The organism is Mycolicibacterium alvei (assembly GCF_010727325.1).
Classification (GTDB): domain Bacteria; phylum Actinomycetota; class Actinomycetes; order Mycobacteriales; family Mycobacteriaceae; genus Mycobacterium; species Mycobacterium alvei.
Genome location: NZ_AP022565.1, coordinates 5,526,093 through 5,549,492, shown reverse-complemented (window position 1 = coordinate 5,549,492; position 23,400 = coordinate 5,526,093). Strand labels below are relative to the sequence as shown.

Here is a 23,400-nt window from a genome sequence, read left to right as displayed (position 1 = left end):
TAAATGGTGATTTACCTGCGGAAATGATGTTTACGTACTGTGCGTTCACTTAGCCCGGGCTCGTAGTTATCCGGGCCTCAAGCAGGTTCTTCATCACCTTGCCGGTGGCATTGAGCGGTAGTTCGTCGAGGAATTCGACATACCGGGGCACCTTGTAGCCAGCCATGCGTTCGCGACTCCAGGCGATGAGGTCCTCGCCGGCAACAGCTGCGACCCCCGGCTCGTCCCGCAGCACCACGAACGCCTTGCCGACCTGCCCCATCCGCTCGTCGGCGACGCCGATGACGGCGGCCTGGGCGATCGCCGGATGCTCCAGCAGGAAGCCCTCGATCTCGGCCGGGTAGGCGTTGAAGCCGCCGACGATGAACATGTCCTTCTTGCGTCCGACGATCCGCAGCCGGCCGGATTCGGTGAACTCGCCCAGATCTCCGGTGTGCAGCCAACCCTCGGGGTCGATCGCCTCGGCGGTGGCCGCCGGATCATCCAGGTAGCCCTGCATCACGTTGTATCCGCGCACCAGCACTTCGGCGTCATCGGCGATGCGCACCTCGACGTCCCCGCACGGAAGTCCGGCTGTGGTGGCCACGTCCTCGGCCGAGTCTCCGGGTCGTGACAGCGTGACGTTGCCGGCCTCGGTGAGGCCGTACCCGGTCATCAACGTCTGGAACGGCAACTCGTCGCGGATGCGCCGAACCAGCTCCACCGGGATGTCGGCGGCACCGGTCACCCCGGCACGCAATGTCGCCAGGCGGTCGCGGCTAGCCACCGCCAATAGCGAGTGATACAGCGTGGGTGGTCCCGGCAGCATCGTGATGCGTTCGCGCTCAATCAGTTCCACGACGTTGTCGGCGTCGAACACCGCGACCGGCAGCATCGTCGCACCGCGGAGGAAGGACGCCACCAAACCGGCCTTCAACCCGAAGGTATGGAAGTACGGGTTGATCATCAGATAGCGATCACCCTCGCGCAGATCGGCGAGCGTGGCCCACTCCTCGTAGGCCCGCAGCGTCTGGCGATGGTTCATCATCGCGCCCTTGGGCCTGCCGGTGGTGCCGGAGGTGAAGATGACGTCAGCGATGTCGGTGGGGTTCACGTCTCGGGTGAACGGTGTCCCACTGCTCAAGAAATCCGACTTCAATTCGATGGCAGGGACATCGAGATCGGTCCCCGAAAAGGTGAAATCCTGTCCGAGGAAACCATTTTGGACCATCACGGCCTTGGCGCCGCTCCGGGACACCACATCAGCGGCTTCATCGGCCTTGAACCTGGTGTTGACCGGAACCAGAACGCCGCCGGCGGCCATGATCCCGAATGCGGCGATGATCCACTCGGCGGAATTGGGGGCCCAGACCGCAACCCGGTCCCCCTTGTCGATGCCGAACTCGACGAACGCACCCGATGCCTTCCGGATGCGCTCGACGACTTCAGTGAAGGACAAGCGCAGCGGACCGTCGACCCCGGCTGAACTGTCGCCATAGTCGACGACCGCCTCCGTGTCGCCGAAACGGTCCGCTGCACTCAAGACCATCGCGGGGATGGTCTGCTGCGCTTCGATGTGTCCGGCCCCTTAGGTGGTCACGAGGCGACCGAGGTTGCCGCCCATGATCTTGGCCTGGTCCTCGACGGCCAGGTGCTCGAGCGCGGTGATGTAGTGCGTCGGTTCGGCCAGACCCTCCGGGTGCGGCCAGTCGGAGCCGTAGAGCACCTGGTCGACACCGATCAGGTTGATCAGGTCGTCGATGCCCTCCTCGTAGAAGGGGCTGACGTAGATGCGGTTCTTGATCTCCTCCATCGGGTTGCCCAGGAAGGCCTCGGGAGCCTTCTTGTAGACCTCTGCCATCGAGTCGAGCAGCGGGAACATCCACTTCGACCCGGCCTCGACGATGCCCACCTTGAGCTTCGGGTGCCGGAACAGTGCACCGTGGATCACCCAGGAGGCCACCGCATCCTGGATCGGCCGCCACTCGTTGAGGATGTTCATGGCGTTGGTCTGGAACGGCAGCATCTCCTGCACCGTGCCGTCCCATTCCGAGGTGTAGCGCGCGTAGCCGCTGTCGGAGGAGTGCATGCCGACGAACAGGTCGTACTCGACGCAACGCTCCCAGAAGGGGTCGAACTCGGGCAGCGCGAACGAGCGCGGACCACGGAACCCGGGCACCGGCGCCGGCCGGACCAGGATGGCGCGGGCGCCTCGTTTGACGACCCACTCCAGCTCTTCGATCGCCTTCTCGACGATGGGCAGGGTGATCACCGGGGTGGTGAAGATCCGGTTCTTGTAGTTGAAGCCCCAGACCTCGTCCAGCCACTGGTTCAGCGAGTGGATGATGACGTGGATGGCGACCGGATTGTCACGCAGCCGCTCCTCGATGAGGCTGGCCAGCGTCGGGAACATCAGGCTGCGGTCGACACCGAGGTCGTCCATGAGCGACAGGCGCGGCTCGGGCTCGAAGAAGGCCGGGATGGACTTCATCGGCTCACCGAACAGCTCGCGCTTGCTCTTGCCATCGGGGTTGCCGAACTTGAAGTACTCCTCCCAGGCGCCCGGCTTGGCGACGTGGGAGAACGTGGGGTTCGGGATGTAGTTGCTGATATGGCCGTCGATCGCGATCTTGGTGCGGCCGTTGACCTCGACGTACTGGACGATGTCCTTGTACTCCTTGGGGAGGTACTTGGTCATCGCCTCCGGCGGTTCGTAGAGGTGGTTGTCCGCGTCGAACAGCGGAAACGGAATGTCGACCCTATGCGACAGTTGTCCCATGGAAAACTCCTTTGCAATTCGAGAGAATCATATTCTCACTTGGTAGCTGCCGCAATGCCCGACCCGCCTGACGGCTTGCTCATCGGGCGATTCCGGCGATCTCCTGACGGATGACGAACTTCTGAACCTTGCCGCTGGCCGTGCGGGGAAAATCTTCGGCCTGATGTAACTCTTCCGGCCACTTCTGCCGGGCCACCCCACCAGCGTCGAAATGCGACCGGACCTCGTCGAGGGTGGGCATTGCGCCCCCGTCGCGCACCCGCAGGACCGCGGCGACCCGTTCGCCCAACCGCGCGTCCGGAGCGGCCACCACGACCGCCTCGATCACATCCGGCAGGTCCAACAGCACTTCTTCGACCTCGAGCGCGCTGATGTTCTCGCCGCCGCGGATGATGAGATCGGTGGTGCGGTCGGTGATCGTCAGGTACCCGTCGTCGTCCATTACGCCGATGTCCCCGGTGCGATACCAGCCGTCGGAGTCGAAATGCTTTGCGGTGAGGGCATCGTCTGTGTAGCCGAGGCACAGATCCGGTCCGCGGCTGAAGATCTCGCCGTCCGGCCCGAGCCGGATCTCCACGCCGGGACGCACGTTCCCGTCGGTGTACAACCGCTTTTCTTCCGGCGCCCCTGCCCCCGACCCGGTGATCGACGGATGCTCGGTGCTGCCGTAAGAGCGGAAGACGAAGAGCCCCAGATCGGCCAGCCGCCGGGTAACGGCCGCGGGCACCGTCGAGCCGCCCAGACCGACGGTGGTGAACCGGGCCAGATGGCGTTCGCTGAACTGCGGATGGTCCATCAGGCTGGTGACGAAGTACGGCGGCCCGCCGCCGATCGACAATTCGTCACGCTCGATCAGGTCCAGCACCTTGCCCGGGTCCCAGACATCGCACAGATCGATCGGGGCGCCCTCCAGCACCGGGATCAGGAACGCGCCGAGCATGCCGATGAAATGCCCGACGGGCGTGGCGGTGAGCTGCCGACCCCGGTCCGGCGGGTAGTTCTCCAGCAACTGACGGGTTTCGAAGCCCAGTGTCTGATGACTGTGGACGACCCCTTTGGGGTCGCGGGTGGTTCCGGAGGTGAAGGCGATCAGCGCCGGCGCAGCCGGATCCGCGGTCAGGGTTCCGCTCATCGGCTCGTCGGCGAGCAGATCGGTGAAGGACGGCTTGCCGACCAGGCCGACGATGGGAACGTCCGCGCACAGGTCCGGTTGGAATTGCATCCGGCCGAACTGCTCGGTGGTGATGAACACCTTCGGCTTGGCCGTGGCCATGATGTGGCCGAGTTCCTTGCGTCCGTAGAAGTGCACGATCGGCACCGTGACGGCGCCGAGGAACGCCGACGCCCAGAACGCGACCGCAGCCTCCATCCAGTTGGGTAGCTGCATCGCCACCACGTCACCGGGCCCGACTCCACGCTCTCGAAGTCCCGCGGCCAGGCGCCGGGCGGTGTGCTCGACCTCGCCGAAGGTGCCCTGGTACGGGCGGGTCGCGGAGTGCACATAGAACCCGGCCTCGGGACTGGCGGCCAGGCCGTCGGCCAGCATCTGGCCCAGGGTTTCGGGTCGCCACCAGCCTTGTTCGACGTACCGTTTGGTCAGCTCAACGGGGATGTCGCGCACAACGGTGATGTTATTCTCATCAGACGAGAATGCCAATCCCGGAACTGGAGAACGTTTGATGGTCGACCTCGAAATCGACGGCGAACTGGCGGTCATCACGATCGACCGCCCACAGGCACGCAACGCCATCTCGCTGGACACCATGGATGCGCTGAACAAGGCATTGGACGGCGCCGCTGGCGCGGCCGCCCTGGTGATCACCGGTGGCGGCGACCGGGCGTTCGTCTCCGGGGGCGACCTCAAGGAGCTGGCGGCGCTGCGCACCGAACTCGAGGCTTCCGAGATGGCCTGGCGGATGCGCACGATCTGCGACCGCATCGCCGGCTTCGGCGGGCCGGTCATCGCCGCGCTCAACGGACACGCCCTCGGTGGCGGGGCCGAGGTCGCGGTGGCAGCGGACATCCGAATCGCCGCCGATGACATCAGGATCGGCTTCAACCAGGTGGCGCTGGCGATCATGCCGGCCTGGGGCGGCGCCGAGCGGCTCGCCGCCCTGGTCGGCCGCAGCCGCGCGCTACTGCTGGCCGGAACCGGCCGCATCCTCGGTGCGCGCGAGGCCGAGCAGGTGGGTCTGATCGATCAGGTGGTCCCCCGTGCCGAGTTCGCCGAGACCTGGCGGTCGACGGCACAATTGCTGGCCAGCCGTCAGGCCGGTGAGGTCAAGCGGGTGATCAACGGAGTGCCCACCACCGAGGCGGTTTCCGCCTTCGCCCGGCTCTGGTGCTCCGACGAGCACTGGGCCGCCGCGGACAAGGTGATGAACAAGGGGAAGTGAATTCGGGTGTCGAGCGGCCGGTTATGACACGGCTATCGCGAGTAGGCGTGTCATAACTGGCCACTCAGCCGATGGAGGCCGATGTCAGCCGCCCAACTCCCGGACCGGATCACTGCCATCCCAGTCGGCGGCCTGCGCGCGCACATACGCGGCCATGCCGGCCGAGGACTCGGTCAGCTCCATAATCTCGATGATCGCGGCCCCGGTCGGCGGTTCGAAGTAGGCGAAGCGCACGCCCTCGCCCTCCCCGCCCGACCACACCAGAGGCCAACCGGCCTCGGCGAGGTTGGCCATCGCCGAATCGAAATCGGCTGCCCAGTAGGCAAGTTGGTGAAACCCACCGTCAGCCGGGGCACCGGCGAGAAACTCGGTGAAGATGCTGGGCGTGTCGTCGTGTTGTTGGATCAACTCGACCTGCAGGTCACCACTGTTGGACAGCGCGAGGGACAGTTTCACCTCACACGGCGCACCCCGGTAGCTCACCCGCTGCGGGAGGTTGCGGATCACGAACCACGGGCCGACACCCATCTTCAGCCAGCGCGCGATCGTGTCGTCCAGATCGGTGACCACGTACCCGATCTGGCGGACCGCGCCCGGTAGAACGTCGCTCACATCGCCTCCATGTGTCCGTGCCGTCTGAACTGCCCACAAGAGCTTAGCGACAGCTGGTTCTCACTAGACGAGAATTGCATTTCCGGTTATCGTCAACGACGTGTCAAATCAGATAGCCCTGGCGCCCGAGATCTCGACGTGGCCCGACGCCGAACCCCAGCTGATCGGCAGCCGCTGCACCGACTGCACGGCCACCACCTTCCCCGCCCAGGCCCGCTGCCCCAAATGCTCCGGCGGCAACACCGCACAGGTGAACCTGCCCCGACGCGGCACCGTCATCGCCTGGACCACCCAGGGCTTCCCACCCGGAGCCCCCTACAAGGGCCCCACCGGCAAGGACTTCGTCCCCTTCGGCGTCGGCCTGGTCGAACTCGCCGACGACACCGGACCCGTCCTGCGCGTCGAAGGCCGCCTCACCGAAAACGACCCCGCCAAACTGCAATTCGGCATGAACGTCGAACTCACCATGATCCCGTTCACCACCGACGACGAAGGCAACGAAATCGTCACCTTCGCCTTCCAGCCCATCTAGAGAGGCCGCGCAACATGAGCAACTCCGCTAATGATGTAGCCATCATCGGCGTCGGCCTGCACCCGTTCGGCCGCTTCGACAAGACCGCGATGCAGATGGGTGCCGAGGCAATCCAATTCGCGCTCGAAGATGCGGGCCTGGAGTGGAAGGACATCCAGTTCGGGTTCGGCGGCAGCTACGAGGTGTCCAATCCGGATGCGGTCACCCGCCTGGTCGGGCTGACCGGGATCACGTTCACCAACGTGTTCAACGCGTGCGCCACCGCCGCCAGCGCCATTCAGCAAACTGCCGACACCATCCGGTTGGGCAAGTACGACATCGGCATCGCGGTCGGCCTGGACAAGCACCCCCGCGGCGCCTTCACCGACGATCCGGCCAAACTCGCACTGCCGCAGTGGTATGCCGAGAACGGCCAGTTCGTCACCACGCAGTTCTTCGGCATCAAGGCCAACCACTACATCCACAAGCACAACATCTCCGAGGAGACGCTGGCGCGGGTGGCGAACAAGAACTTCCGCAACGGTGAGCTGAACCCGAATGCGTTCCGGCGCAAGGAGATCTCGGTCGAGGAAATCATGGCCTCGCCGGTGCTGAACTACCCGCTGCGGCAATACATGTTCTGCGCTCCCGACGAGGGAGCCGCGGCGGTGATCATGTGCCGTGCCGACATCGCGCACAAGTACACCGACAAGCCCGTATATGTGCGGGCCAGCGAGATCCGCACGCGCACCTACGGCGCCTACGAGGTGCACGGCACCTCGGCACCGCTGGACGAGGATCCCTCGCCCACGGTGTACGCGGCCAAGGCCGCCTACGAAGCCGCGGGAATCGGCCCGGAAGACATCGACATCGCCCAGTTGCAGGACACCGACGCCGGCGCCGAGGTGATCCACATGGCCGAGACGGGCCTGTGCGCCGACGGTGAGCAGGAGAAGATGCTGCTCGAAGGTGCCACCGAGATCAACGGCTCGATCCCGGTCAACACCGACGGCGGACTGATCGCCAACGGCGAGCCGATCGGCGCCTCGGGCCTGCGCCAGATGCACGAGCTCGTACGTCAGCTGCGCGGCGAGGCCGGCGAGCGTCAGGTACCGGGAAATCCGCGGGTCGGCCTGGCCCAGGTCTACGGCGCCCCGGGAACGGCCTCGGCCACCATCCTGTCGCTCTAGTTCCCCGCGCGAGCAGACGTGAAAGTACCCCGAAATACCAGTCTCGGGGTACTTTCGCGTCTGCTCGGCAGCGGAATGTCAGGCCGGCAGTTCCAGCGGCTGCGGCTCACCTTCGAGGCGTCGCAGCCAGTCCTCGCAGAACTTCAGCACCTCGGCGTGGCCGGCCGTCATACCGAGGGCCTGCTCCATGACCATCACCCGCGACACACTGGCCGCGATGAAGGTCCACACGACGGGCGGCACCTCGGACGCGTCGACGCCATAGCGGTGCAGGGCGGCCGTGATCGCCTCGGTCTCGGCGGCGCGGAACATCTCGGCGTAGCGGCCGATCTCGGCTCGCAGCCCCGGCCGGTGGTTGGCCAGGCCCATGATCTCCATCGTCAGCCGGGTCGCGCTCGGGTCGATGCCCAGCCGCCACAGGGCCCACAACGGCTGCGGAGACTTCAGCACCTCGGCCTGAACGGCCAACCCTTCCTCGGCACGCCGGACGAACACCGCCAGAAACAGGTCGTCCATGGTGCGGAAGTAGTAGTGCACCAATTGAGGCTTGAGGCCGGCCCGCTCGGCCACTCGACGGGAGGTGACCGCCACGTACCCCTCTTCGATCATCAACTGCTCGGCAGCGTCGAGCAGCACGATCCGGTTTTTCGCGTCTGGCGCCCCGATCCTTCGCGCCGATGCCATACCTGTTCCTCCTTACGGCAAGTCCGCGACGATGTCCGGCGATCGTAACCGGCGCCCGCCACTTGATCTTGACCATGACTCTACCGCCATGCTAAGCAGGTGCTCAGCAATTTCGAAAATTCTTCGCGCGGTGCAGCCCGTCGCGAAACCACCGCAGCGCATATCGATTTCGGAAGGCAGTCGCACACCATGACCGACAACTCCACGCCCGACTACGACACCATCGACTACTTCACCGATCAATCCCTGGTGCCAGACCCCCATCCCTACTTCGACCACCTGCGCAGCAAGTGTCCGGTGGTGAAGGAACCGAACTACGGCGTTCTGGCGATCACCGGGTTCGAGGAGGCCACCACCGTCCTCAAGGACACCGAACTGTTCTCCTCGTGTATCGCGGTCGCCGGCCCGTTCCCCCCGTTGCCGTTCACCCCCGAGGGTTCGGACATCACCGAGCAGATTGCCGCGCACCGCTCCCAGATGCCGATGTTCGAGCACATGGTCACCATGGACCCGCCCGAGCACACCGATGCCCGTTCCCTGCTCAACCGGCTGCTCACCCCGCGGCGGCTGAAGGAGAACGAGGACTTCATGTGGCGGCTGGCCGACCAGTGCCTCGATGATTTCATCGCCGACGGCAAGTGCGAGTTCCTCAGCGCCTACGCGAAGCCCTTCTCGCTCCTTGTGATCGCGGACATGCTGGGCGTACCGGAAGAAGACCACGAGGAGTTCCGCACGGTGCTGGGCGCGCCGCGGCCCGGGGCGCAGGTCGGCTCGCTCGACGGCGACCTGGTGTCCAGCAATCCGCTGGAATGGCTCGACGAGAAGTTCAGCCGTTACCTCGAAGACCGTCGTAAGGAGCCGCGCGACGATGTGCTGACGGCACTCGCCACGGCGAACTACCCGGACGGTTCCGTACCGCCCATCATCGAGGTGGTCCGATCCGCGACCTTCCTGTTCGCCGCCGGGCAGGAGACCACCACCAAGCTGCTCTCGGCCTCGCTGCGGGTGCTCGGCGACCGCCCCGACATCCAGCAGGCCCTGCGCGACGACCGCAGCCGCATCCCGACCTTCGTCGAGGAAGCCCTGCGGATGGACGCGCCGGTCAAGAGTCAGTTCCGGCTGGCCAAGAAGGACACCAAGCTCGGTGACATCGATGTGCCCGCCGGCACCACGCTCATGGTCTGCCCGGGTGCGGTGAACCGCGATCCGGTGCGCTTCGAGGACCCGCACACCTTCAGCCTGGATCGCAAGAACGTGCGCGAGCACATCGCGTTCGGCCGTGGCGTACACAGCTGCCCGGGCGGCCCGCTGGCCCGCGTCGAGGGCCGGGTGTCGTTGGAGCGGATTCTCGACCGCATGGCCGACATCGCCATCGACGAGGAGTTCCACGGCCCCGCCGACGATCGCCGCTACACCTACGAGCCGACGTTCATCCTGCGCGGCCTGACCGAGCTGAACATCACGTTCACGCCGGTGCGCTGACCTGTCGCTGGGCGTCGCACGATTCCGCGGATCTCGTCCTCCGACGTGTTTGTTATTCTCCAAAAGCGAGAATCACAATCTCACTGGCGAGGACGAGATTCCGGTTTCGGCACGGTGAAGCCTGATCTCGTTCTATAGTCAGCCGACCAGTGCCCGATCCGTGGAGGTGTGCCTGTGAAGTCCAGCTTGATCCGCGTGGCGATGAGCGCCGCGCTCGGATTGGGGACAGCGATCGCCATGGCACCGCCGTCGCAGGCCATGTATTTCGGCAACTACAACCTCAACATGCCGGATCGCCGCGATTTCCATACCTGGGTCTGGTCGGCGATCACGCCGTGCAAGAACCCGGACTACTCGAAGCGCCGGGACTGCATCACCATCCTCACACTGCCTCAGCCGATCGCCAAGGCTGCGCAGATCACCACCGATGCCGTTCTCGTCGACGGCCGTTACACCATGACCGTCGACGATCCGTTCGGCCTGCGCTGCGGTGACATCTACTACGGACCGACCGTCCCGACCCACGACGTCTACACGTGGGACGCGAATACCCTCGCAGGCGAGATGGTCTCGACGTTCGATGCCGGCTGCGACGGCGCTCCCGGTGGCGCCTTCACCTACCCGTTCACCCTGTCGAGGATGTGACCGATGCGCTACCCGACGAACCGAGCCCTCTCCTTCGCCGCGGCCACCGTGCTGGCGGCCGGTGCTTTCGCCACGGCCGCACCCGCACTCGCCGACGAGCCGTTGCCGCCCGGCCCGCCGCTACACCATGTGCGCTACACCGTGACCGCGGACGCCCCGTTCTGGGCCCACATCTACTACCGCGACACCGAACCGGCCATATTCTCGGACTACAGCCATAATCCGTACCAGTTCAGCCCGCGCGCCGACGTCGACATCGCACCCGACAAACCGTGGGTGCTGGAGGCCAATCTGGCCGATCCCGACCTTTGGGCCATGGTGCTGGTACAGAGCGGGGAGTCACCCGGTTTCCCGACGCCGGGATTCAACTGCGAACTCGCGGTCGACGGCGTCGTCGTCAAGACCAACAGCGGCCCCAAGGGCGCGCTCTGCTCGATCCGAAATTGGTAGACCCTGCGGCGTAGCCACCGCAGCCTGCAACGTCAAAACGCCTGAGGCAACGCGTATCGCGCGCCTCAGGCGTTTTACTCGTTCTACTTCTACGTCTCAGGCGTCTCCGCGGCGCCAGCGGTTCTCGCCGTTCATCGGCACGCAATTCAGGAACAATCCGTCGGGCGCCTGGGCCACCATGTACTGCGGATCCAGACAGACACTGTTCTCGTCCCGGATACCGGCCATCGGCGGAGAGCGGAACCACCTCGGCTCATAGCGGCGCGGTGACCCACAGAACACCAACCGGCCCCAGTTGTTGCGCGCGTCCACTCCGAACACGTAGTAGGACGTGTTGTCGCACGGAGCGCCCAGGACGGCGTTCGGGTTGATACCAGGCACGCAAAATGCGTCATTACAGGTCTGTGGTCCCGCATTCGCCTGCGGAGCACTCAACATTCCGGCGACAATCATTGAAGCGGCCGCCACCATGGTCACACGCACGTCACTACTTTCGCACAGGTGGTAACTAAACTCTCCATTTCAGAGAACTTTACTACGTGGCAGCTACCTGCGGAGAGTGCTGCCGCCAAAGAAGCCCGCCAATCCCCTTGGACACCACTACGATAGTGATATTCTCCGCAGTTGAGAATGACAATATCGGCGCTCAGAAGGAGAAGCTACATGTCGGCCTCCAGAACGCGCGTCAGCGCGGCAATTCTTGCCGGCGTCGCCACGATCGGCCTGGGCGGCGCCACACCCGCCGGCGCATCAGAGCAGTGGGGTATCAACGGAACGTTCGCCACCTCCTCCAACGGAGACTGGGCGAAGGTCAACGAGCGGTATGAAGATCAGCCCTCAGTACGCAGCACCTGGACCATCAGCACCCAGTGCATCTCACCCAGCGAGTGCACCGGGACGGTGAACAGCGACGAGGGTTGGACCGCGCCGATCTATACGACGAATGGGCTGTATTACGTCAAGCGCAAGGTGTCCAACTGGCGGTTCTGCGCCGACGGCACGCCCGTCGAGGGGCTGAGGGTGTACAAGATCTATCCGGTCGGCTGGGATGGCCGCTACGACGTCAATGCCTCCGAGTACACCGGTGAGGACCAGACCACCGGTCCGAGCGGCTCGTGCGGACGCAATCAGTGGCCGGCCATCCGGATGCCGTTCTACATGAAGCCCATCTAGCAGCTACCGCCTGGCGAAGCTCGGGCGACAGCGAAACCCCGAGGCAGCAAAAGAGGAAAGGCCACGAGTTCCCGGACTGGGATCCCGTGGCCTTTCCTCTTTGGTTCTGCACCCTGGTGACTACGTCGGCATCAGGTCCTGCCACGACTTCGGCACGGACACCAGATTCGCCTGCTTGTAGAGGTTGCCGTCGGGACCCATGTACTCCCCCGTCCTCGGGTTGTACTTCGCGATTGCCACCGACGGCCCGGTACCTGCGCCACCGTTGAAGGCGCTCGGCGCAACACCCGGCTCCGCAAAGGGCATGGGGGCATGGCCTCCCTCATGCGGGACCATGGGAATCTCGGTCGCACTCGGCAGATCGGCCGGCGGCAGCGGCACAGCATCGGGATCGACCGGCGGTGGCGGCGGTGCGCCGGGCACCGGCGGCTCCAGGTACAACGGCTGTCCCGGCAGCAGCGCGCCAGGACCCGTGCCAGCGAAGTTCGGCGGCAGCACAGGCTGAGGTGCTGCACCCGGCGGCGGTGCACTGACCCCCGGCGGTAAGGGAGAACCCTGCAGCGGCCCGTAGATGTTGGCGTCCGGCAGCACCCGCGAGTCCGGTGGCACCCCCTGGGAGATCAGGTTCGGGTCGAGCGGGTACGGGCCCGTCGCATGTTGGCGCTGCGCGAGCGGTTGGAAACCCTTTGGGTCGTTACACAATTCGACTGTCGGAGCGCGCTTGCCGGGATGGTCCATACACGGGTAGTTGCGCGCACCACGCACCGCGATCGGGGAGTCCTGCGGCAGCTTGCAGTAGAGGTTGTCCGGCGTATCGACGATGGTCGTATCCGCCGGGGACCGCCACGCCGACGGCGGCAGGAACCCCACCGTGCACGACGGCGGGTCACCCAACCCCAGCGAGAACTCGCCGTTGGGCAGACCGGTCGGGTTGTTGATCGGCAAATAGGTCTGAATCTGCGCCACATACGGCGGCAGCAGGACCAGCAGCTGCTCGATCGACGGGTTGTAGGTCACCCCGATCTGGCCGAATGTGCTCAGATTCGCCAACAGCACCGGCAGCGTCGGCTTGATCTGCTCGAGCAGCTTCGTGGTTTCCTGGGCGAATCCGGGTCCGTTACGCAGCAGCGTCCGCACCTCGGGATCGTTCTCGGCGACCTGCCCGGTAATGCCGGCCATGCTGGCGGCCCAGGTCTTGATCGAATCCGTGGTCTGTGCCTGCGCATCGAGGAACGGCTTCGAGTCGTCGATCAACGTGCGTGTCTGATCCGAGATCGCGTTGGAGTCCCTGGTGATGGTCGACGCCGAGTCCAGGAGCGAACCGAAGTCATAGCCGGTGCCGTTGAACGCGTCGTATGACTCGTCGAGCAGCTGACTGAGCTTGTCCTTGGGAATGGTGTCCATGAGCTTGCTCAGTTGGTCGAGCATCGGGCCGACCTGTTGCGGAACCGTCGTCCGCGACACCGGGATCACCGAGCCATTGTCCAGATACGGCCCGGAGTTCGTGTTCGGCAACAGCTCCACATACTGCTCACCCACCGCTGACATGCTGCGGACTTGGGCCTGCAGGTCGGCGGGAACCTTCGGCGACCGGTCCAGCGACAACGTCGCCTCGGCACCGTTCTCCGTCAGGTCAACCGAGGTCACCTTGCCGATCTGCGAGCCGCGGTAGGTGACATTGCTGAACTGGTACAAACCTCCGGTGGCCGGCAGTTCCATCTTCACCGTGATGCGTCCGATGCCGAGCAGTGTCGGCACCTGCATGTAAGCGAACAGCATGACTGCCACGCCCACGACCGAGGCGACCGTGAAGAGGATCAGCTGGGTACGGATGAAACGCGTCAGCATCTAGCCGCCACCTCCTGTCGTGGGCGCTGCCGGTGGGGCCGCCGGTGAACCTGTTTGAGCCGCATACGGTCCCGCGAATATCGAGGAATCAGCTGCGGGCGTATTCGTCGGTGTCCCACCGTTCGGTGAGGTCAACGGCGCAGGCGGCGCCACCGGAAGGACCGGACCGTTGTATGCCGGTGGGGGCGGTGGCGGAGCGTCCGGCGCCGGGGCCGGGGCCGGGGCCGGCGGGAAGGCACCCGGCGGCGGCGGATTGACCCCGGTCTTGAGCGGGTCGTAGGTGTAGTTGAGATACGGCGGGTCGCCGTATGTCGGAACCAGTTGTGCGTCTTCCTGTTCCCACCGGGTACCCAGCATCAAGCTGCGCTTCAGGCGCGGAATGGTGAAGTCGACGGTGGCGAACAGATTGTAGTAATCGCCACGGATAACCCGGTCCAGGAAGCTCTGGGTGAACGGAAAGTGCGTGGCGTACTCCAGCACCCCGGCAAGCTCGGGACCCACGTCCGCCAGCGCTTTGAGCGCGGGTTCCAGGTTCCGCAGGTTGGCCACCAAATCAGCCTGTGAGTCGTTGACGAACTGATTGGCCGTGGCACTGAAAGTACCCAGCTTCTGCAGCGCGGTGGTGAACCTCGGCCGCTCCTTGATCAACACATCCAAGGCCGGCGGAATCTTCTCCAGCGCACGGGTGATGACATCACGTTGGCCCGCGAAGGTCGAGGCCAACTGGTTCAACCCCTCGATGGACGCAACGATGTTGTCCCGCTGGCCATCCAGCGCACCCACGAACGTGTCCAACCGGGTGAGCAGGTCACGGAAGTCGGACTCACGACCGTTGAGTGCGGCACTGAAATTGTGGATGACATCACCCATTTGTCCCAGCCCGCCACCGTTCACCACGGTAGCCAGCGAGGACAGCGTCTGCTCGGTCGTGGGGTAGGTCGACGAATTGTTGAGCTGGATCGTCGCTCCCGGTGAAAGTTTCCCCTCGGGCGCCGCCCCGGCAGGCGGATTGATTGCCAGATGCATCGAGCCCAGAAGGCTGGTCTGGCCGATACTGGCCACTACGTTGGCCGGCACGTCCACACCGGGCTTCACCGAGAACTCGACGTCGGCATGCCAGTCCTTGACCGACAGGCTGCGGATGCTACCGACGACGACATCGTTCATCATCACCGGCGAATTCGGCTCCAGCTGAGCCACATTCGCGATCTCGACGTGATACACGCTGGAGTCCGCACCGCGACCCACCGCCCCGGGTAGGGGCAGCGAGTTGACGCCCTGGAATGCGCAGCCACTGGTCGTCAACGCGACACAGGACCCGACGGCGATCGCCAACCGGAGTGGCTTACCCCTGATCATGCTGGCGGCGTCCCTTCTACGGGTTGCGGAGGCGCTGGCGCCTCAGCGGGCGGCGGTGGCCCGGCGGGCGCCTCGGCAGCAAGCGGACCAGGTGGCGGGCCGGGTGCCACACCTACCGGATTGAGCATGTCCGACACAGTGTTCGGCATGTTCGGCGGGGAATACGAACCCTCGGGAAGCATCTGCTGGGCACCTGGAGGAGGTGTGCCTGGCGGGCGACCCGTGAACGGCGGCGGCGGTGTCGGACCCGGGTGGTACGCCGAGATCGAGGGGATCTGGTTCGGCGCCTCGGGAGACCCTCCCCCGCCACCGGGGGCCAACCCCGGCTCCGAGTAGACGATGTTCTCCGGATTCGCCGACGGCATCAGGTATGGCGCGATCGGGAAGGGCAGGTAGTTGAAGTTCAACAGCCGCAATGCCGGGCCCAGGTACTGCGAGCACAGCTTCGCGGTTTCCGGGGCCGTGGTGTTCTCGATCGCGCCGATCGAACCGCAGATGAAATCGAGCGGATTGGAGAAGTTGTGGAACACGAACTGGCCCACGGCACTTCCCGAATCCGGGTTGTAGATGTTGTATCCGTTCATGAACGCATTGGGCGCGATGTGCAAGAGGTTCTCGATATTCGACCGGTTGTCGACCAGGTTCTGGGTGACATTGGACAGCCGCTGCACCTGTTCGGAGGTCTGGTCACGGCTACCGGCGACGAATCGCTGCACTTCGCCGACTGCCACCGACAGGTTGGTCAAGGCCCCATCGAGATCCGACCGACTCCCGTCGACCACGCTGGTCAAGGTTGCCAGCCGATTCTGGAACGCCACCACCTGCTGATTGCTGTCGCGCAGTGCGGTCATGAAGGTCTGCAGGTTCTTGATGATGTCAACGATGTTGCCGCTGCCCTCTGCCAGGATGCGCGCCACACCGGACAACTGCGAGATCGTCTGTCGCAGTTTGTCACCGTTACCGGCCATGGCGTCGGCCGTGCTGTTGATGAAGCGGGACACCGACGTCCCGTCGACACCGCTCTGCGGCCCCAGTTCGGTCGACAGGCGCATCAACTGTTCCTTGACCTGATCCCACTCCACCGGGACGGCGGTGCGGTCCAGTCCGATCTCCGCCTTGTCAGGCAGTGTCGGACCACTCGATCGGTAGGCGGGCGCGAGCTGGACGTAGCGCGCGGCAACGAGGTTCTGAGCCACGATCACCGCTTTCGCATCCGCGGGGATCGGTACGTCATGATCGACCTTCAGGGTCACCCGGGTTTGGGTGCCCTCCGGCTTGATCGACTCGATCGTGCCGACCTTGACGCCGGAGACCCGGACCTCGTCACCCGGGTAGACACCGGTAGCCGAGGTGAACAGTGCGGAGATGGTCTTCTGCCCGAAGAAGGCCTGGCGCACCAGCACTGCCCCACCCACGACCAGCAGCGCCACCAGGGCCACCGCCAGCCACTTGCCGAGACGACTGCGGTTCATCAGCGTGAACCTCCGGGAATTCCGTTGTAGGGCAGCGGCAATTCAGCCCGCGGGCCGGCATTGTCCGCCGGTTGACCAGCGTTCGTTCCGCGCCTGAATCCGAACGCGTAGTCCATGAACGGCTGCAATAGCTGTGCGGGCTGCAGATTCGGCACGTACGCGTTGTAGTACGGACCGTTGGCCAGGGTTTCGGCCTGGGACAACTGGAACTTCTTCATATTCGGCAACGCCTTGCTGATGTTGTCCCGGTTGCGTTCGAGCATCGCGGTCACGGAGTTGAGCCGTTTGAGCGTCGGGGCCAACTGCGCCTCGTTGTCAGCGACCAACCCGGTGAGTTGCTCCGAGACGGCCGCGGTGTTGGCCAGCAGGTCGACGATCGCCTGCCGGCGGTCGTTGAGCACACCGAGCAGGTCATTGGCGTTGAGAATCAACGTGTTCAGCTGATCGCTGCGCTGTGACAGCACGACGGTCACGTCGCTGGCGCTCTTGAGCAGGCTGGCCAGACTCTCGTTGCGGCCGTTGATCGATTTCGACAAGCGACTCAGCCCGTCGAAGGTCGGGCCCAACTTGGGGGCGACCTGGTCGATCGTCGCCGACAGCGTGTCCAGGGACTGGTTCAGCGACGCCGTATCGGTACCTGCCGAGTTCGTCGTCAAGTCACTGACCGCGTCGGTCAGCGAGTAGGGCGACGAGGTGCGCGAGGTGGGGATCACGTCGGTGGTATGCAGCGTGCCACTGCCGTCCGACTCCAAGGTCAGCACCCGCTCGCCCAGCAGCGAGCCGGTGCGGATGTGGGCCTGTGTCAACGACCCCAGCGGATATTTGCCCTCGGCGGTGAAGGTGATCAACGCATCGCCGTTCTGCAACGACACATCGGTCACCGAACCGACCTTGATCCCCGACAGTGTCACATCGTTGCCGACGGCGATACCGCCCGCCTCGCTGAAGAGGGCCTGATGGCGAACCGAGGAGGCCCACTGCTGCAGCCGCTCCGGCTGGAGCCCCACAGCGATGATGAGGATCATCAATACAACGCCGATGAAACCGGCCTTGATCAGGTTTGACTCACGGTACTTGAGCATCAGGGCTCCGCACACCTCCCACCTTCTTGCTTGATCCACGGGAAGACCGCGGTACGGCCCTGCAGATCGGTGACGCGGAACGAAAGTCCGCAGATGTAGTACATGATCCAGCTGCCGTACGAGCCCAACCGGGCCAGCTTCCGGAAGTTGTCGGGAGCTTTCTGCAGGCCCCGGTCGAGGACGATCTGGTGATCGTCGAGCAACGTTGCGGTCCGGTTGAGCTGCTCGACCATGCCCTTCAGCGGTGGCCGCGCCTCGGTCATCAGACTCGCGAGTGAGGCCGTGCCGTTGTCCAGTTGGGTGACCGCGGTGCCGAGTGGTTCACGATCCTCCGAGAGGCCGCTGATCAACTGTTCGAGCCTGTCGACGGTGCCGTCGAACTTCTTGCCGTCCTTGGCCAGAGTCCCGACCACCGAATTCAGGTTGTCGATCAACTGCTGGATCACCTGATCGTTGTTGGCCAACGTGTTCGAGAACGACGAGGTCTTGCTCAGCAGCGAATCCAGGGTGTCGCCCTGCCCTTGGAAGATCTGGATGAGCGAAGAGGTCAGCGCATTGACGTCCTGGGGGTTGAGCCCCTGGATCACCGGCCGCAGGCCGCCGAGCAACAGATCGAGGTCCAGCGCACTTGCGGTGCGGTCCTTGGGGATCTGCGATCCGGCGGGCAGCAGTTTCGTCGAGCCGGGGCTGTCGAGCAGTTCCAGGTACCGGTCCCCCACCAGGTTCAGGTAGCGAATCTCAGCCTTGGTACTCGTCGTCAGCGCAACGTTGCGGTCGGTATCGAAGTCGACCTTCACTGACTTGTCGGGTTGCAGTGAAACGCTTTTCACGGTTCCCACCCGCACGCCGGCAACCCGCACCGAGTCCCCGGCCTCCAACCGTGAGGCGTCGCCGAAGGCCGCCGAATAGCCCGAATAGGAACCACCGCGGTATTCCGAGAACGTCATGAACAGGAATGCGGTGAGAACGGCCATCACGACGGCGAACGTCGCGAACTTGACGAATGTGCTTCTGCCGCGGGTCATCCCGGCTGTCCGATCTGTGTGGTGTTACGCGGCGGACCGTCCAGCGGGCCGAACAGGATCTGCTTGAGTCCGTCGGAGTTGAGCAGGATGCCCTGGTTGCCGTACTGCCATGGGTTGGCATTCGTATCGACGACGAGGTACTTCGCCTTGTTGCCGAACCCGATGTCCGGCAAGCCCATGCAGTGCGGTCCACCCTTCGCCGCCACCTTGGGCAGGTTCGACGGGTAGCGGTAGCGCTCGATGCCCAGAGTGAACGCGACATTGACGAGCACACCGGGATCGGGAGCCGGCGGCTGGTTCTTGGCGACCACCATGCCCTTCAGCGCACAGTTGAGCCCAGGCGCGTATTTGTTGAGCAGACCTGTGGTCGGTGCCAGCAGGTTCAGCACCGTGCTCAGCGCCTCACGATTACCACCGACGACCTCGTTGCCGACATCGGCCAGGCCGATCGAGCTGACCAGGAAGTTGTCGAGATTCTGCTGCTCGGCCACAATGCTGTCGCTCAATTTGTTGGTGTTGTCGACGGTTTTGAGCAGGTCCGGCGCCGCGTCACCGTAGGCCTTCGACACCGCCGCCATGGCCTCGATGTCGCCGGTCAGGTTGGGCAGACTCGGTTCGATCTTTTTCAGCACCGCATTGAAGTCGGAGAGCGACTGTCCCATCGCCTCGCCGCGCCCGGCGAACGCGGCCGACAGCGCACCCAACGTTTCGTTCAGCTTCACCGGATCGACCTTGTTCAAGACATTGGTGAGCTGCTGGAATACCGTGTTCATCTCGACGGTGACGTGGTCGCCCTGCAGGGTCTGGCCCGGACGGAGTTTCTCGGACGAGGGATTCTCCGGTGCGACGAGTTGCACGTACTTGGCGCCGAACACCGTGGTCGAGGCGATGTCGGCCTGAACATTGCCGGGGATCAGGTGCAGCTGAGCCGGGTTCATCGCCAGATGCAGCACGGCCTTGCCGTCGGCGCGCTGCTCGATCGAGCTGACGGTGCCGACCTGCACGCCATGCATCTTGACCTTGGCGTCCGGGTTCATCACCAGACCGGCACGGTCGGAGATCAAGGTAACCGGCTCGGTCTTGGTGAAGCTGCCGCGGAACAGCGCGACGGCCAGGCCGAAGATCAGTCCTATCACGACCACTGTGGCCAGGCCGGCCAGTGGTCGTGCGGAGCCGCCGACACCGAAGCTTCTCCCTGCGCGGGCGGCCACCGGTGCTGCGGTACTTGTGGTTTCAGAGCGGTGGGCTGGGCCCGGGCCGACGTTCTGCGTCAAGTCTTCTCCCTAACCCGACAGGTTGAAGTTGCCGTTGGAGCCGTAGACGGACAGTGACACCAGCAGGGTCACCGAGACCACGACGATCAACGAGGTGCGGACGGCGTTACCGACAGCCACGCCCACTCCGGATGGTCCGCCGGAGGCGAAGTAACCGAAGTAGGTGTGGATCAGCAGGATGGTGATGGCCATCAGGACGGCCTGCAGAAACGACCACAGCAGATCGATCGGATTGAGGAACGTCGTGAAGTAGTGGTCGTACAAGCCGCCGGACTGCCCGAGTAGCACCACAGTGGTGAACTGGGACGCCAAAAACGACAGGATCACCGCGATCGCGTACAGCGGGGTGATGGCGATCATCCCGGCCACAATCCGGGTACTGACGAGGTATTCGACGGGCCGGATCGCCATGGCTTCCAGTGCGTCGATCTCCTCGTTGATCCGCATCGCCCCGAGCTGGGCGGTCACCCCGGCCCCGAAGGTGGCGGCCAGGCCGATGCCGGCCACCACGGGCGCGGCGATCCGGACGTTGATGAAGGCGGCCAGGAATCCGGTCAGCGCCTCGATGCCGATGTTGCCCAGCGAGCTGTAGCCCTGGATGGCCAGCACACCGCCGGTGGCCAGGGTCAAGAACCCCACGATCACCACGGTGCCGCCGATCATGGCCAAGGTGCCTGCACCCATCGAGATCTCGGCGATCAGCCGGATCAGTTCCTTGCGATAGTGCATGGCCGCGTGCGGGGTGCCGGCCAGCGCCTTGAGGTAGAACAGCGTGTGATCGCCGATCCGGCTCAACGTCGACACCGGCTTGTTGAACTGTCGGGTCACCCGTGGATAGGTCGACCGCAGGATTGTCATTGTGCCCATGTTCGCGACCTATCCCGACGTCATTCGGATACCGATGGCGGTGACGACCACGTTGATGACGAACAACGCCATGAAGGCGTACACCACGGTTTCGTTCACCGCGTTACCCACCGCCTTGGCGCCGCCGCCGCTGATCGTCAATCCGCGATAGCAGGCCACCAGCCCGGCGATGAGACCGAACAGCGCGGCCTTCACACACGAGATGAGCACCTCGGGCACGCCGGTCAACAGCGTGATACCCGCTGCGAACGCACCCGGGTTCACGTCCTGGATGAACACCGAGAACACGTAGCCACCCAGGATGCCGATGATCACCACCAGGCTGTTGAGCAGCAGCGCCACCAGTCCCGACGCCAGCATGCGCGGGGTCACCAGACGCTGGATCGGATTGATGCCGAGCACCTCCATGGCGTCGATCTCTTCGCGGATCGTGCGTGATCCCAGATCCGCGCACATCGCCGTCGCTCCGGCACCGGCCACGATCAGCACCGTGACCATCGGACCGAGCTGGGTGACCGCACCGAAGGCCGCGCCCGCGCCCGACAGGTCGGCCGCGCCGAGTTCGCGGAGAAGAATGTTGAGGGTGAAGCTCACCAGCACGGTGAACGGGATCGCCACCAACAGCGTCGGCGCCATCGACACCCGGGCCACAAACCAGCACTGTTCGAGGAACTCCCGCCATTGAAACGGGCGCACGAACACGAACCGCACCGCATCCAGCGTCATTGAGAACAACGCCCCGACCGCCTGCATCGGACCCGACAGGCTGCGTAGCGATACTCCGGTCGTCCACTTATCCGCCATGAGCGCTCCTGTCCCGGCTGGTGGCTGCCGACACCGCAGTCGGTGCGCCGATGTTAAGTGCTTCACGACGCGGATGCACGAACGGGTCAGCGACCGAGTGCCCGACCTCCGACCGCAACCGGGTCATGCCGCAACCTCCGCGACACAACGTGCCAACCGGCCGGTCGGGTGCCCAAGGCCACCCGAATCTAACTGGGGCGCAATGCTTTCCATCTGTACATCCATTCGAGAACCGGCTGGCTCGACACTGACCGGCAAATGCGGGGTGCGCTCGCACATCTGACGCACCTCCTGCTTCCTGCAGATCTTCTGCGCTTCACCGGACCCACCGGTGAAGCCGGACAGACTCGTCCCGATAACCGCCCCCCGGGTGCCTGATGCTATCGGACCCGGTATCTGTCGCGAGGGCAAATAACGCAAAACTTGCTCCGGTAGTTGACAATTGGGGCGTCCCCGACTGAACGGTTGCACGGCACAACCGCTCGCGTCGCGGGCTGCGATGGCAGCAGCAGACGACAGACACAGTGCGACGGAAGCGATGTATGGCATTACGACGGCGGCCTACGTGACCGCGCCGACGGTCTTGAGTTCGATGATGCGATCCCAGTCCAGACCGAGTTCGCCCAGGATGTCGTCGGTTTGTTCGGCGAAGCCAGGCGCCGGCCCGGTACTCGGCGCGGTGACGTCGAATTGCACTGGGTTGGCCACCAACTCGAGCTCTCCGGCCTGCACCAGGTACTCGTTGGCCCGGATCTGGGCGTCCTGTCCCGCCTGCAGGGTGTCCTGTACCGGAGCCCATGGACCAGCCAGCGTGGCGAATCGCTCGCTCCACTCTGGCAAAGTTCTCTTCTTCATCGCCTCGGTGAGGATCTCGACCGCATCCGGAGTGTGCTCTGCGAAGGATTCGGCAGTGGCGAACCTCGGGTCGTCGATGTGGCTCTCCAGATCCATGTGCCGGCAGACGTCGGCCCAGAACTTGGTCGGCTGCATCATCACGAACGAGATATAACGGTCGTCCGCGGTTGCATACAGCCCGACGAGCGGGTTGATCGGCGACCCGTGTACACCGGGCGGCGGTGTCACCATGAGTTGGTTCAGGTGCTGGGTCAACGCCACGGTGTGGCCCATCGACCACAGGCCACTGCCCAGTAGGGATACGTCGACCACCGACGGCGCACCGGTGCGCTCCCGCTTGAACAGTGCCGCGGCGATGCCGCCGGCCAGGTTGGTGCCCGAGATGGTGTCCCCATAGGCCGGCCCGGGCGGCGCGATCATGCCGTCCATCCCGGCCGGGGTGATGGTCGCGGCAGTGCCGGCCCGGCACCAGAAGGCGGTCATGTCGTAACCGCCCTTGACCGACTCCTCACCGCGCGGGCCCAGCGCGCTGCCCCTGGCGTAGATGATGTTCGGGTTCACCGCACGGATGTCGTCGACGTCGATGCCGAACTTCTGCCGGTGTCCGGGCAGGAAGCTGGTCAGGAAGACATCGGCCTTCTTCGCCAGTTCCAGCAGGATCTCGCGCCCTTCCGGCACCGACATGTCCAGCCCGATGCTGCGCTTGCCGCGGTTGGCGTGCTCGATGTTCGGGTTCGGATCGCCCTCGACGCGCAGCGGCCCGGTCTGACGCAGGCCGCGTTGCGGGTCGCCGGTGACGGCATGTTCGACCTTGATGACGTCGGCACCCCACTCCCCCAGCACGGCCCCGGCCGACGGGACGAACCCGTACATCGCGACCTCGAGGATGCGGACGCCCTGCAACGGACCGCCT

Annotated in this window: 22 protein-coding genes; 7 read left to right on the top strand and 15 right to left on the bottom strand. The window is 64.7% G+C overall.

Going from position 1 to position 23,400, the window contains the following annotated elements:
- Positions 1-49: 49 nt before the first annotated feature.
- From G6N44_RS26590 to G6N44_RS26580, 3 genes are all read right to left on the bottom strand, one after another.
- Entirely contained in the window at positions 50-1,528 is a 1,479-nt protein-coding gene (locus G6N44_RS26590; RefSeq protein ID WP_235682885.1) for a FadD3 family acyl-CoA ligase, read from the bottom strand.
- Between the two features lie 39 nt (positions 1,529-1,567).
- Complete coding sequence (locus G6N44_RS26585) at positions 1,568-2,758, bottom strand: amidohydrolase family protein (protein ID WP_163669222.1); 1,191 nt, start codon at positions 2,756-2,758, stop codon at positions 1,568-1,570.
- A 79-nt stretch (positions 2,759-2,837) separates the two neighbouring features.
- Complete coding sequence (locus G6N44_RS26580) at positions 2,838-4,379, bottom strand: AMP-binding protein (RefSeq protein ID WP_163669220.1); 1,542 nt, start codon at positions 4,377-4,379, stop codon at positions 2,838-2,840.
- Between the two features lie 58 nt (positions 4,380-4,437).
- Between G6N44_RS26580 and G6N44_RS26575 the strand changes: the two genes are divergently transcribed.
- Positions 4,438-5,154, top strand: coding sequence for an enoyl-CoA hydratase/isomerase family protein (locus G6N44_RS26575; protein ID WP_163669218.1), 717 nt, complete (start codon positions 4,438-4,440; stop codon positions 5,152-5,154).
- Between the two features lie 84 nt (positions 5,155-5,238).
- On the opposite strand, the gene G6N44_RS26570 is transcribed toward G6N44_RS26575, so the two are convergent.
- Positions 5,239-5,766 carry a VOC family protein gene (locus G6N44_RS26570; protein ID WP_163669216.1) on the bottom strand — a complete coding sequence of 176 codons (528 nt, stop codon included), beginning with the start codon at positions 5,764-5,766 and terminating at the stop codon, positions 5,239-5,241.
- 88 nt (positions 5,767-5,854) lie between these two features.
- Between G6N44_RS26570 and G6N44_RS26565 the strand changes: the two genes are divergently transcribed.
- Positions 5,855-6,298 (top strand): Zn-ribbon domain-containing OB-fold protein, encoded by a 444-nt coding sequence (locus G6N44_RS26565; RefSeq protein ID WP_163670392.1) that lies wholly within the window; start codon positions 5,855-5,857, stop codon positions 6,296-6,298.
- Between the two features lie 14 nt (positions 6,299-6,312).
- Positions 6,313-7,467: a thiolase family protein gene (locus G6N44_RS26560; RefSeq protein ID WP_163669214.1), complete on the top strand. Its 1,155-nt coding sequence runs from the start codon at positions 6,313-6,315 to the stop codon at positions 7,465-7,467.
- A 78-nt stretch (positions 7,468-7,545) separates the two neighbouring features.
- Here the strand turns inward: G6N44_RS26560 and G6N44_RS26555 are convergent, their stop codons facing one another.
- Positions 7,546-8,151 carry a TetR/AcrR family transcriptional regulator gene (locus G6N44_RS26555; RefSeq protein ID WP_163669212.1) on the bottom strand — a complete coding sequence of 202 codons (606 nt, stop codon included), beginning with the start codon at positions 8,149-8,151 and terminating at the stop codon, positions 7,546-7,548.
- Positions 8,152-8,340: 189 nt separating this feature from the next.
- Here G6N44_RS26555 and G6N44_RS26550 point away from each other — a divergent pair, with 189 nt between their 5' ends.
- The 3 genes from G6N44_RS26550 (at position 8,341) to G6N44_RS26540 (ending at position 10,728) form a co-directional block, all read left to right on the top strand.
- Positions 8,341-9,633 (top strand): cytochrome P450, encoded by a 1,293-nt coding sequence (locus G6N44_RS26550; protein WP_163669210.1) that lies wholly within the window; start codon positions 8,341-8,343, stop codon positions 9,631-9,633.
- 174 nt (positions 9,634-9,807) lie between these two features.
- Positions 9,808-10,278, top strand: coding sequence for a hypothetical protein (locus G6N44_RS26545; RefSeq protein ID WP_163669207.1), 471 nt, complete (start codon positions 9,808-9,810; stop codon positions 10,276-10,278).
- Positions 10,279-10,281: 3 nt separating this feature from the next.
- The gene (locus G6N44_RS26540; protein ID WP_235682884.1) at positions 10,282-10,728 is read left to right on the top strand and encodes an Rv2576c family protein; all 447 of its coding nucleotides are present in this window, start codon (positions 10,282-10,284) and stop codon (positions 10,726-10,728) included.
- Between the two features lie 96 nt (positions 10,729-10,824).
- Here G6N44_RS26540 and G6N44_RS26535 read toward each other — a convergent pair whose 3' ends face one another.
- On the bottom strand, positions 10,825-11,181 hold the full coding sequence (locus G6N44_RS26535; protein WP_179964616.1) for a hypothetical protein: 357 nt from the start codon (positions 11,179-11,181) through the stop codon (positions 10,825-10,827).
- A gap of 210 nt (positions 11,182-11,391) precedes the next feature.
- On the opposite strand from G6N44_RS26535, the gene G6N44_RS26530 reads away from it, so the two are divergent.
- Complete coding sequence (locus G6N44_RS26530) at positions 11,392-11,901, top strand: Rv2253/PknI dimerization domain-containing protein (RefSeq protein ID WP_163669205.1); 510 nt, start codon at positions 11,392-11,394, stop codon at positions 11,899-11,901.
- 120 nt (positions 11,902-12,021) lie between these two features.
- Here G6N44_RS26530 and G6N44_RS26525 read toward each other — a convergent pair whose 3' ends face one another.
- The 9 genes from G6N44_RS26525 to G6N44_RS26485 all read right to left on the bottom strand — a co-directional run bounded on the left by G6N44_RS26525 (position 12,022) and on the right by G6N44_RS26485 (position 23,360).
- Complete coding sequence (locus G6N44_RS26525; protein ID WP_163669203.1) at positions 12,022-13,749, bottom strand: MCE family protein; 1,728 nt, start codon at positions 13,747-13,749, stop codon at positions 12,022-12,024.
- Positions 13,750-15,108, bottom strand: coding sequence for an MCE family protein (locus G6N44_RS26520; RefSeq protein WP_163669201.1), 1,359 nt, complete (start codon positions 15,106-15,108; stop codon positions 13,750-13,752).
- The gene (locus G6N44_RS26515) at positions 15,105-16,580 is read right to left on the bottom strand and encodes an MCE family protein (protein ID WP_163669199.1); all 1,476 of its coding nucleotides are present in this window, start codon (positions 16,578-16,580) and stop codon (positions 15,105-15,107) included. Before G6N44_RS26515 ends, G6N44_RS26520 begins: the two co-directional genes overlap by 4 nt.
- Positions 16,580-17,662 (bottom strand): MCE family protein, encoded by a 1,083-nt coding sequence (locus G6N44_RS26510; RefSeq protein WP_163669197.1) that lies wholly within the window; start codon positions 17,660-17,662, stop codon positions 16,580-16,582. The genes G6N44_RS26515 and G6N44_RS26510 overlap by 1 nt, the downstream gene beginning before the upstream one ends.
- Complete coding sequence (locus G6N44_RS26505) at positions 17,662-18,687, bottom strand: MCE family protein (RefSeq protein WP_163669195.1); 1,026 nt, start codon at positions 18,685-18,687, stop codon at positions 17,662-17,664. Before G6N44_RS26505 ends, G6N44_RS26510 begins: the two co-directional genes overlap by 1 nt.
- Complete coding sequence (locus G6N44_RS26500) at positions 18,684-19,961, bottom strand: MCE family protein (RefSeq protein ID WP_163669192.1); 1,278 nt, start codon at positions 19,959-19,961, stop codon at positions 18,684-18,686. Before G6N44_RS26500 ends, G6N44_RS26505 begins: the two co-directional genes overlap by 4 nt.
- A gap of 9 nt (positions 19,962-19,970) precedes the next feature.
- Positions 19,971-20,828 carry an MlaE family ABC transporter permease gene (locus G6N44_RS26495; RefSeq protein ID WP_163669190.1) on the bottom strand — a complete coding sequence of 286 codons (858 nt, stop codon included), beginning with the start codon at positions 20,826-20,828 and terminating at the stop codon, positions 19,971-19,973.
- Positions 20,829-20,837: 9 nt separating this feature from the next.
- Positions 20,838-21,632: an MlaE family ABC transporter permease gene (locus G6N44_RS26490; protein ID WP_163669188.1), complete on the bottom strand. Its 795-nt coding sequence runs from the start codon at positions 21,630-21,632 to the stop codon at positions 20,838-20,840.
- Between the two features lie 561 nt (positions 21,633-22,193).
- The gene (locus G6N44_RS26485) at positions 22,194-23,360 is read right to left on the bottom strand and encodes a CaiB/BaiF CoA transferase family protein (RefSeq protein WP_235683135.1); all 1,167 of its coding nucleotides are present in this window, start codon (positions 23,358-23,360) and stop codon (positions 22,194-22,196) included.
- Positions 23,361-23,400 lie beyond the last annotated feature (40 nt).

Bases quoted from the DNA above. Each gene is read 5' to 3' on its own strand.
- G6N44_RS26590 (WP_235682885.1), bottom strand. From the start codon at position 1,528: ATGGTCTTGAGTGCAGCGGACCGTTTCGGCGACACGGAGGCGGTCGTC.
- G6N44_RS26585 (WP_163669222.1), bottom strand. From the start codon at position 2,758: ATGGGACAACTGTCGCATAGGGTCGACATTCCGTTTCCGCTGTTCGAC.
- G6N44_RS26575 (WP_163669218.1), top strand. From the start codon at position 4,438: ATGGTCGACCTCGAAATCGACGGCGAACTGGCGGTCATCACGATCGAC.
- G6N44_RS26560 (WP_163669214.1), top strand. From the start codon at position 6,313: ATGAGCAACTCCGCTAATGATGTAGCCATCATCGGCGTCGGCCTGCAC.
- G6N44_RS26555 (WP_163669212.1), bottom strand. From the start codon at position 8,151: ATGGCATCGGCGCGAAGGATCGGGGCGCCAGACGCGAAAAACCGGATC.
- G6N44_RS26550 (WP_163669210.1), top strand. From the start codon at position 8,341: ATGACCGACAACTCCACGCCCGACTACGACACCATCGACTACTTCACC.
- G6N44_RS26540 (WP_235682884.1), top strand. From the start codon at position 10,282: ATGCGCTACCCGACGAACCGAGCCCTCTCCTTCGCCGCGGCCACCGTG.
- G6N44_RS26535 (WP_179964616.1), bottom strand. From the start codon at position 11,181: ATGATTGTCGCCGGAATGTTGAGTGCTCCGCAGGCGAATGCGGGACCA.
- G6N44_RS26530 (WP_163669205.1), top strand. From the start codon at position 11,392: ATGTCGGCCTCCAGAACGCGCGTCAGCGCGGCAATTCTTGCCGGCGTC.
- G6N44_RS26525 (WP_163669203.1), bottom strand. From the start codon at position 13,749: ATGCTGACGCGTTTCATCCGTACCCAGCTGATCCTCTTCACGGTCGCC.
- G6N44_RS26520 (WP_163669201.1), bottom strand. From the start codon at position 15,108: ATGATCAGGGGTAAGCCACTCCGGTTGGCGATCGCCGTCGGGTCCTGT.
- G6N44_RS26515 (WP_163669199.1), bottom strand. From the start codon at position 16,580: ATGAACCGCAGTCGTCTCGGCAAGTGGCTGGCGGTGGCCCTGGTGGCG.
- G6N44_RS26510 (WP_163669197.1), bottom strand. From the start codon at position 17,662: ATGCTCAAGTACCGTGAGTCAAACCTGATCAAGGCCGGTTTCATCGGC.
- G6N44_RS26505 (WP_163669195.1), bottom strand. From the start codon at position 18,687: ATGACCCGCGGCAGAAGCACATTCGTCAAGTTCGCGACGTTCGCCGTC.
- G6N44_RS26495 (WP_163669190.1), bottom strand. From the start codon at position 20,828: ATGGGCACAATGACAATCCTGCGGTCGACCTATCCACGGGTGACCCGA.
- G6N44_RS26490 (WP_163669188.1), bottom strand. From the start codon at position 21,632: ATGGCGGATAAGTGGACGACCGGAGTATCGCTACGCAGCCTGTCGGGT.
- G6N44_RS26485 (WP_235683135.1), bottom strand. From the start codon at position 23,360: ATGTACGGGTTCGTCCCGTCGGCCGGGGCCGTGCTGGGGGAGTGGGGT.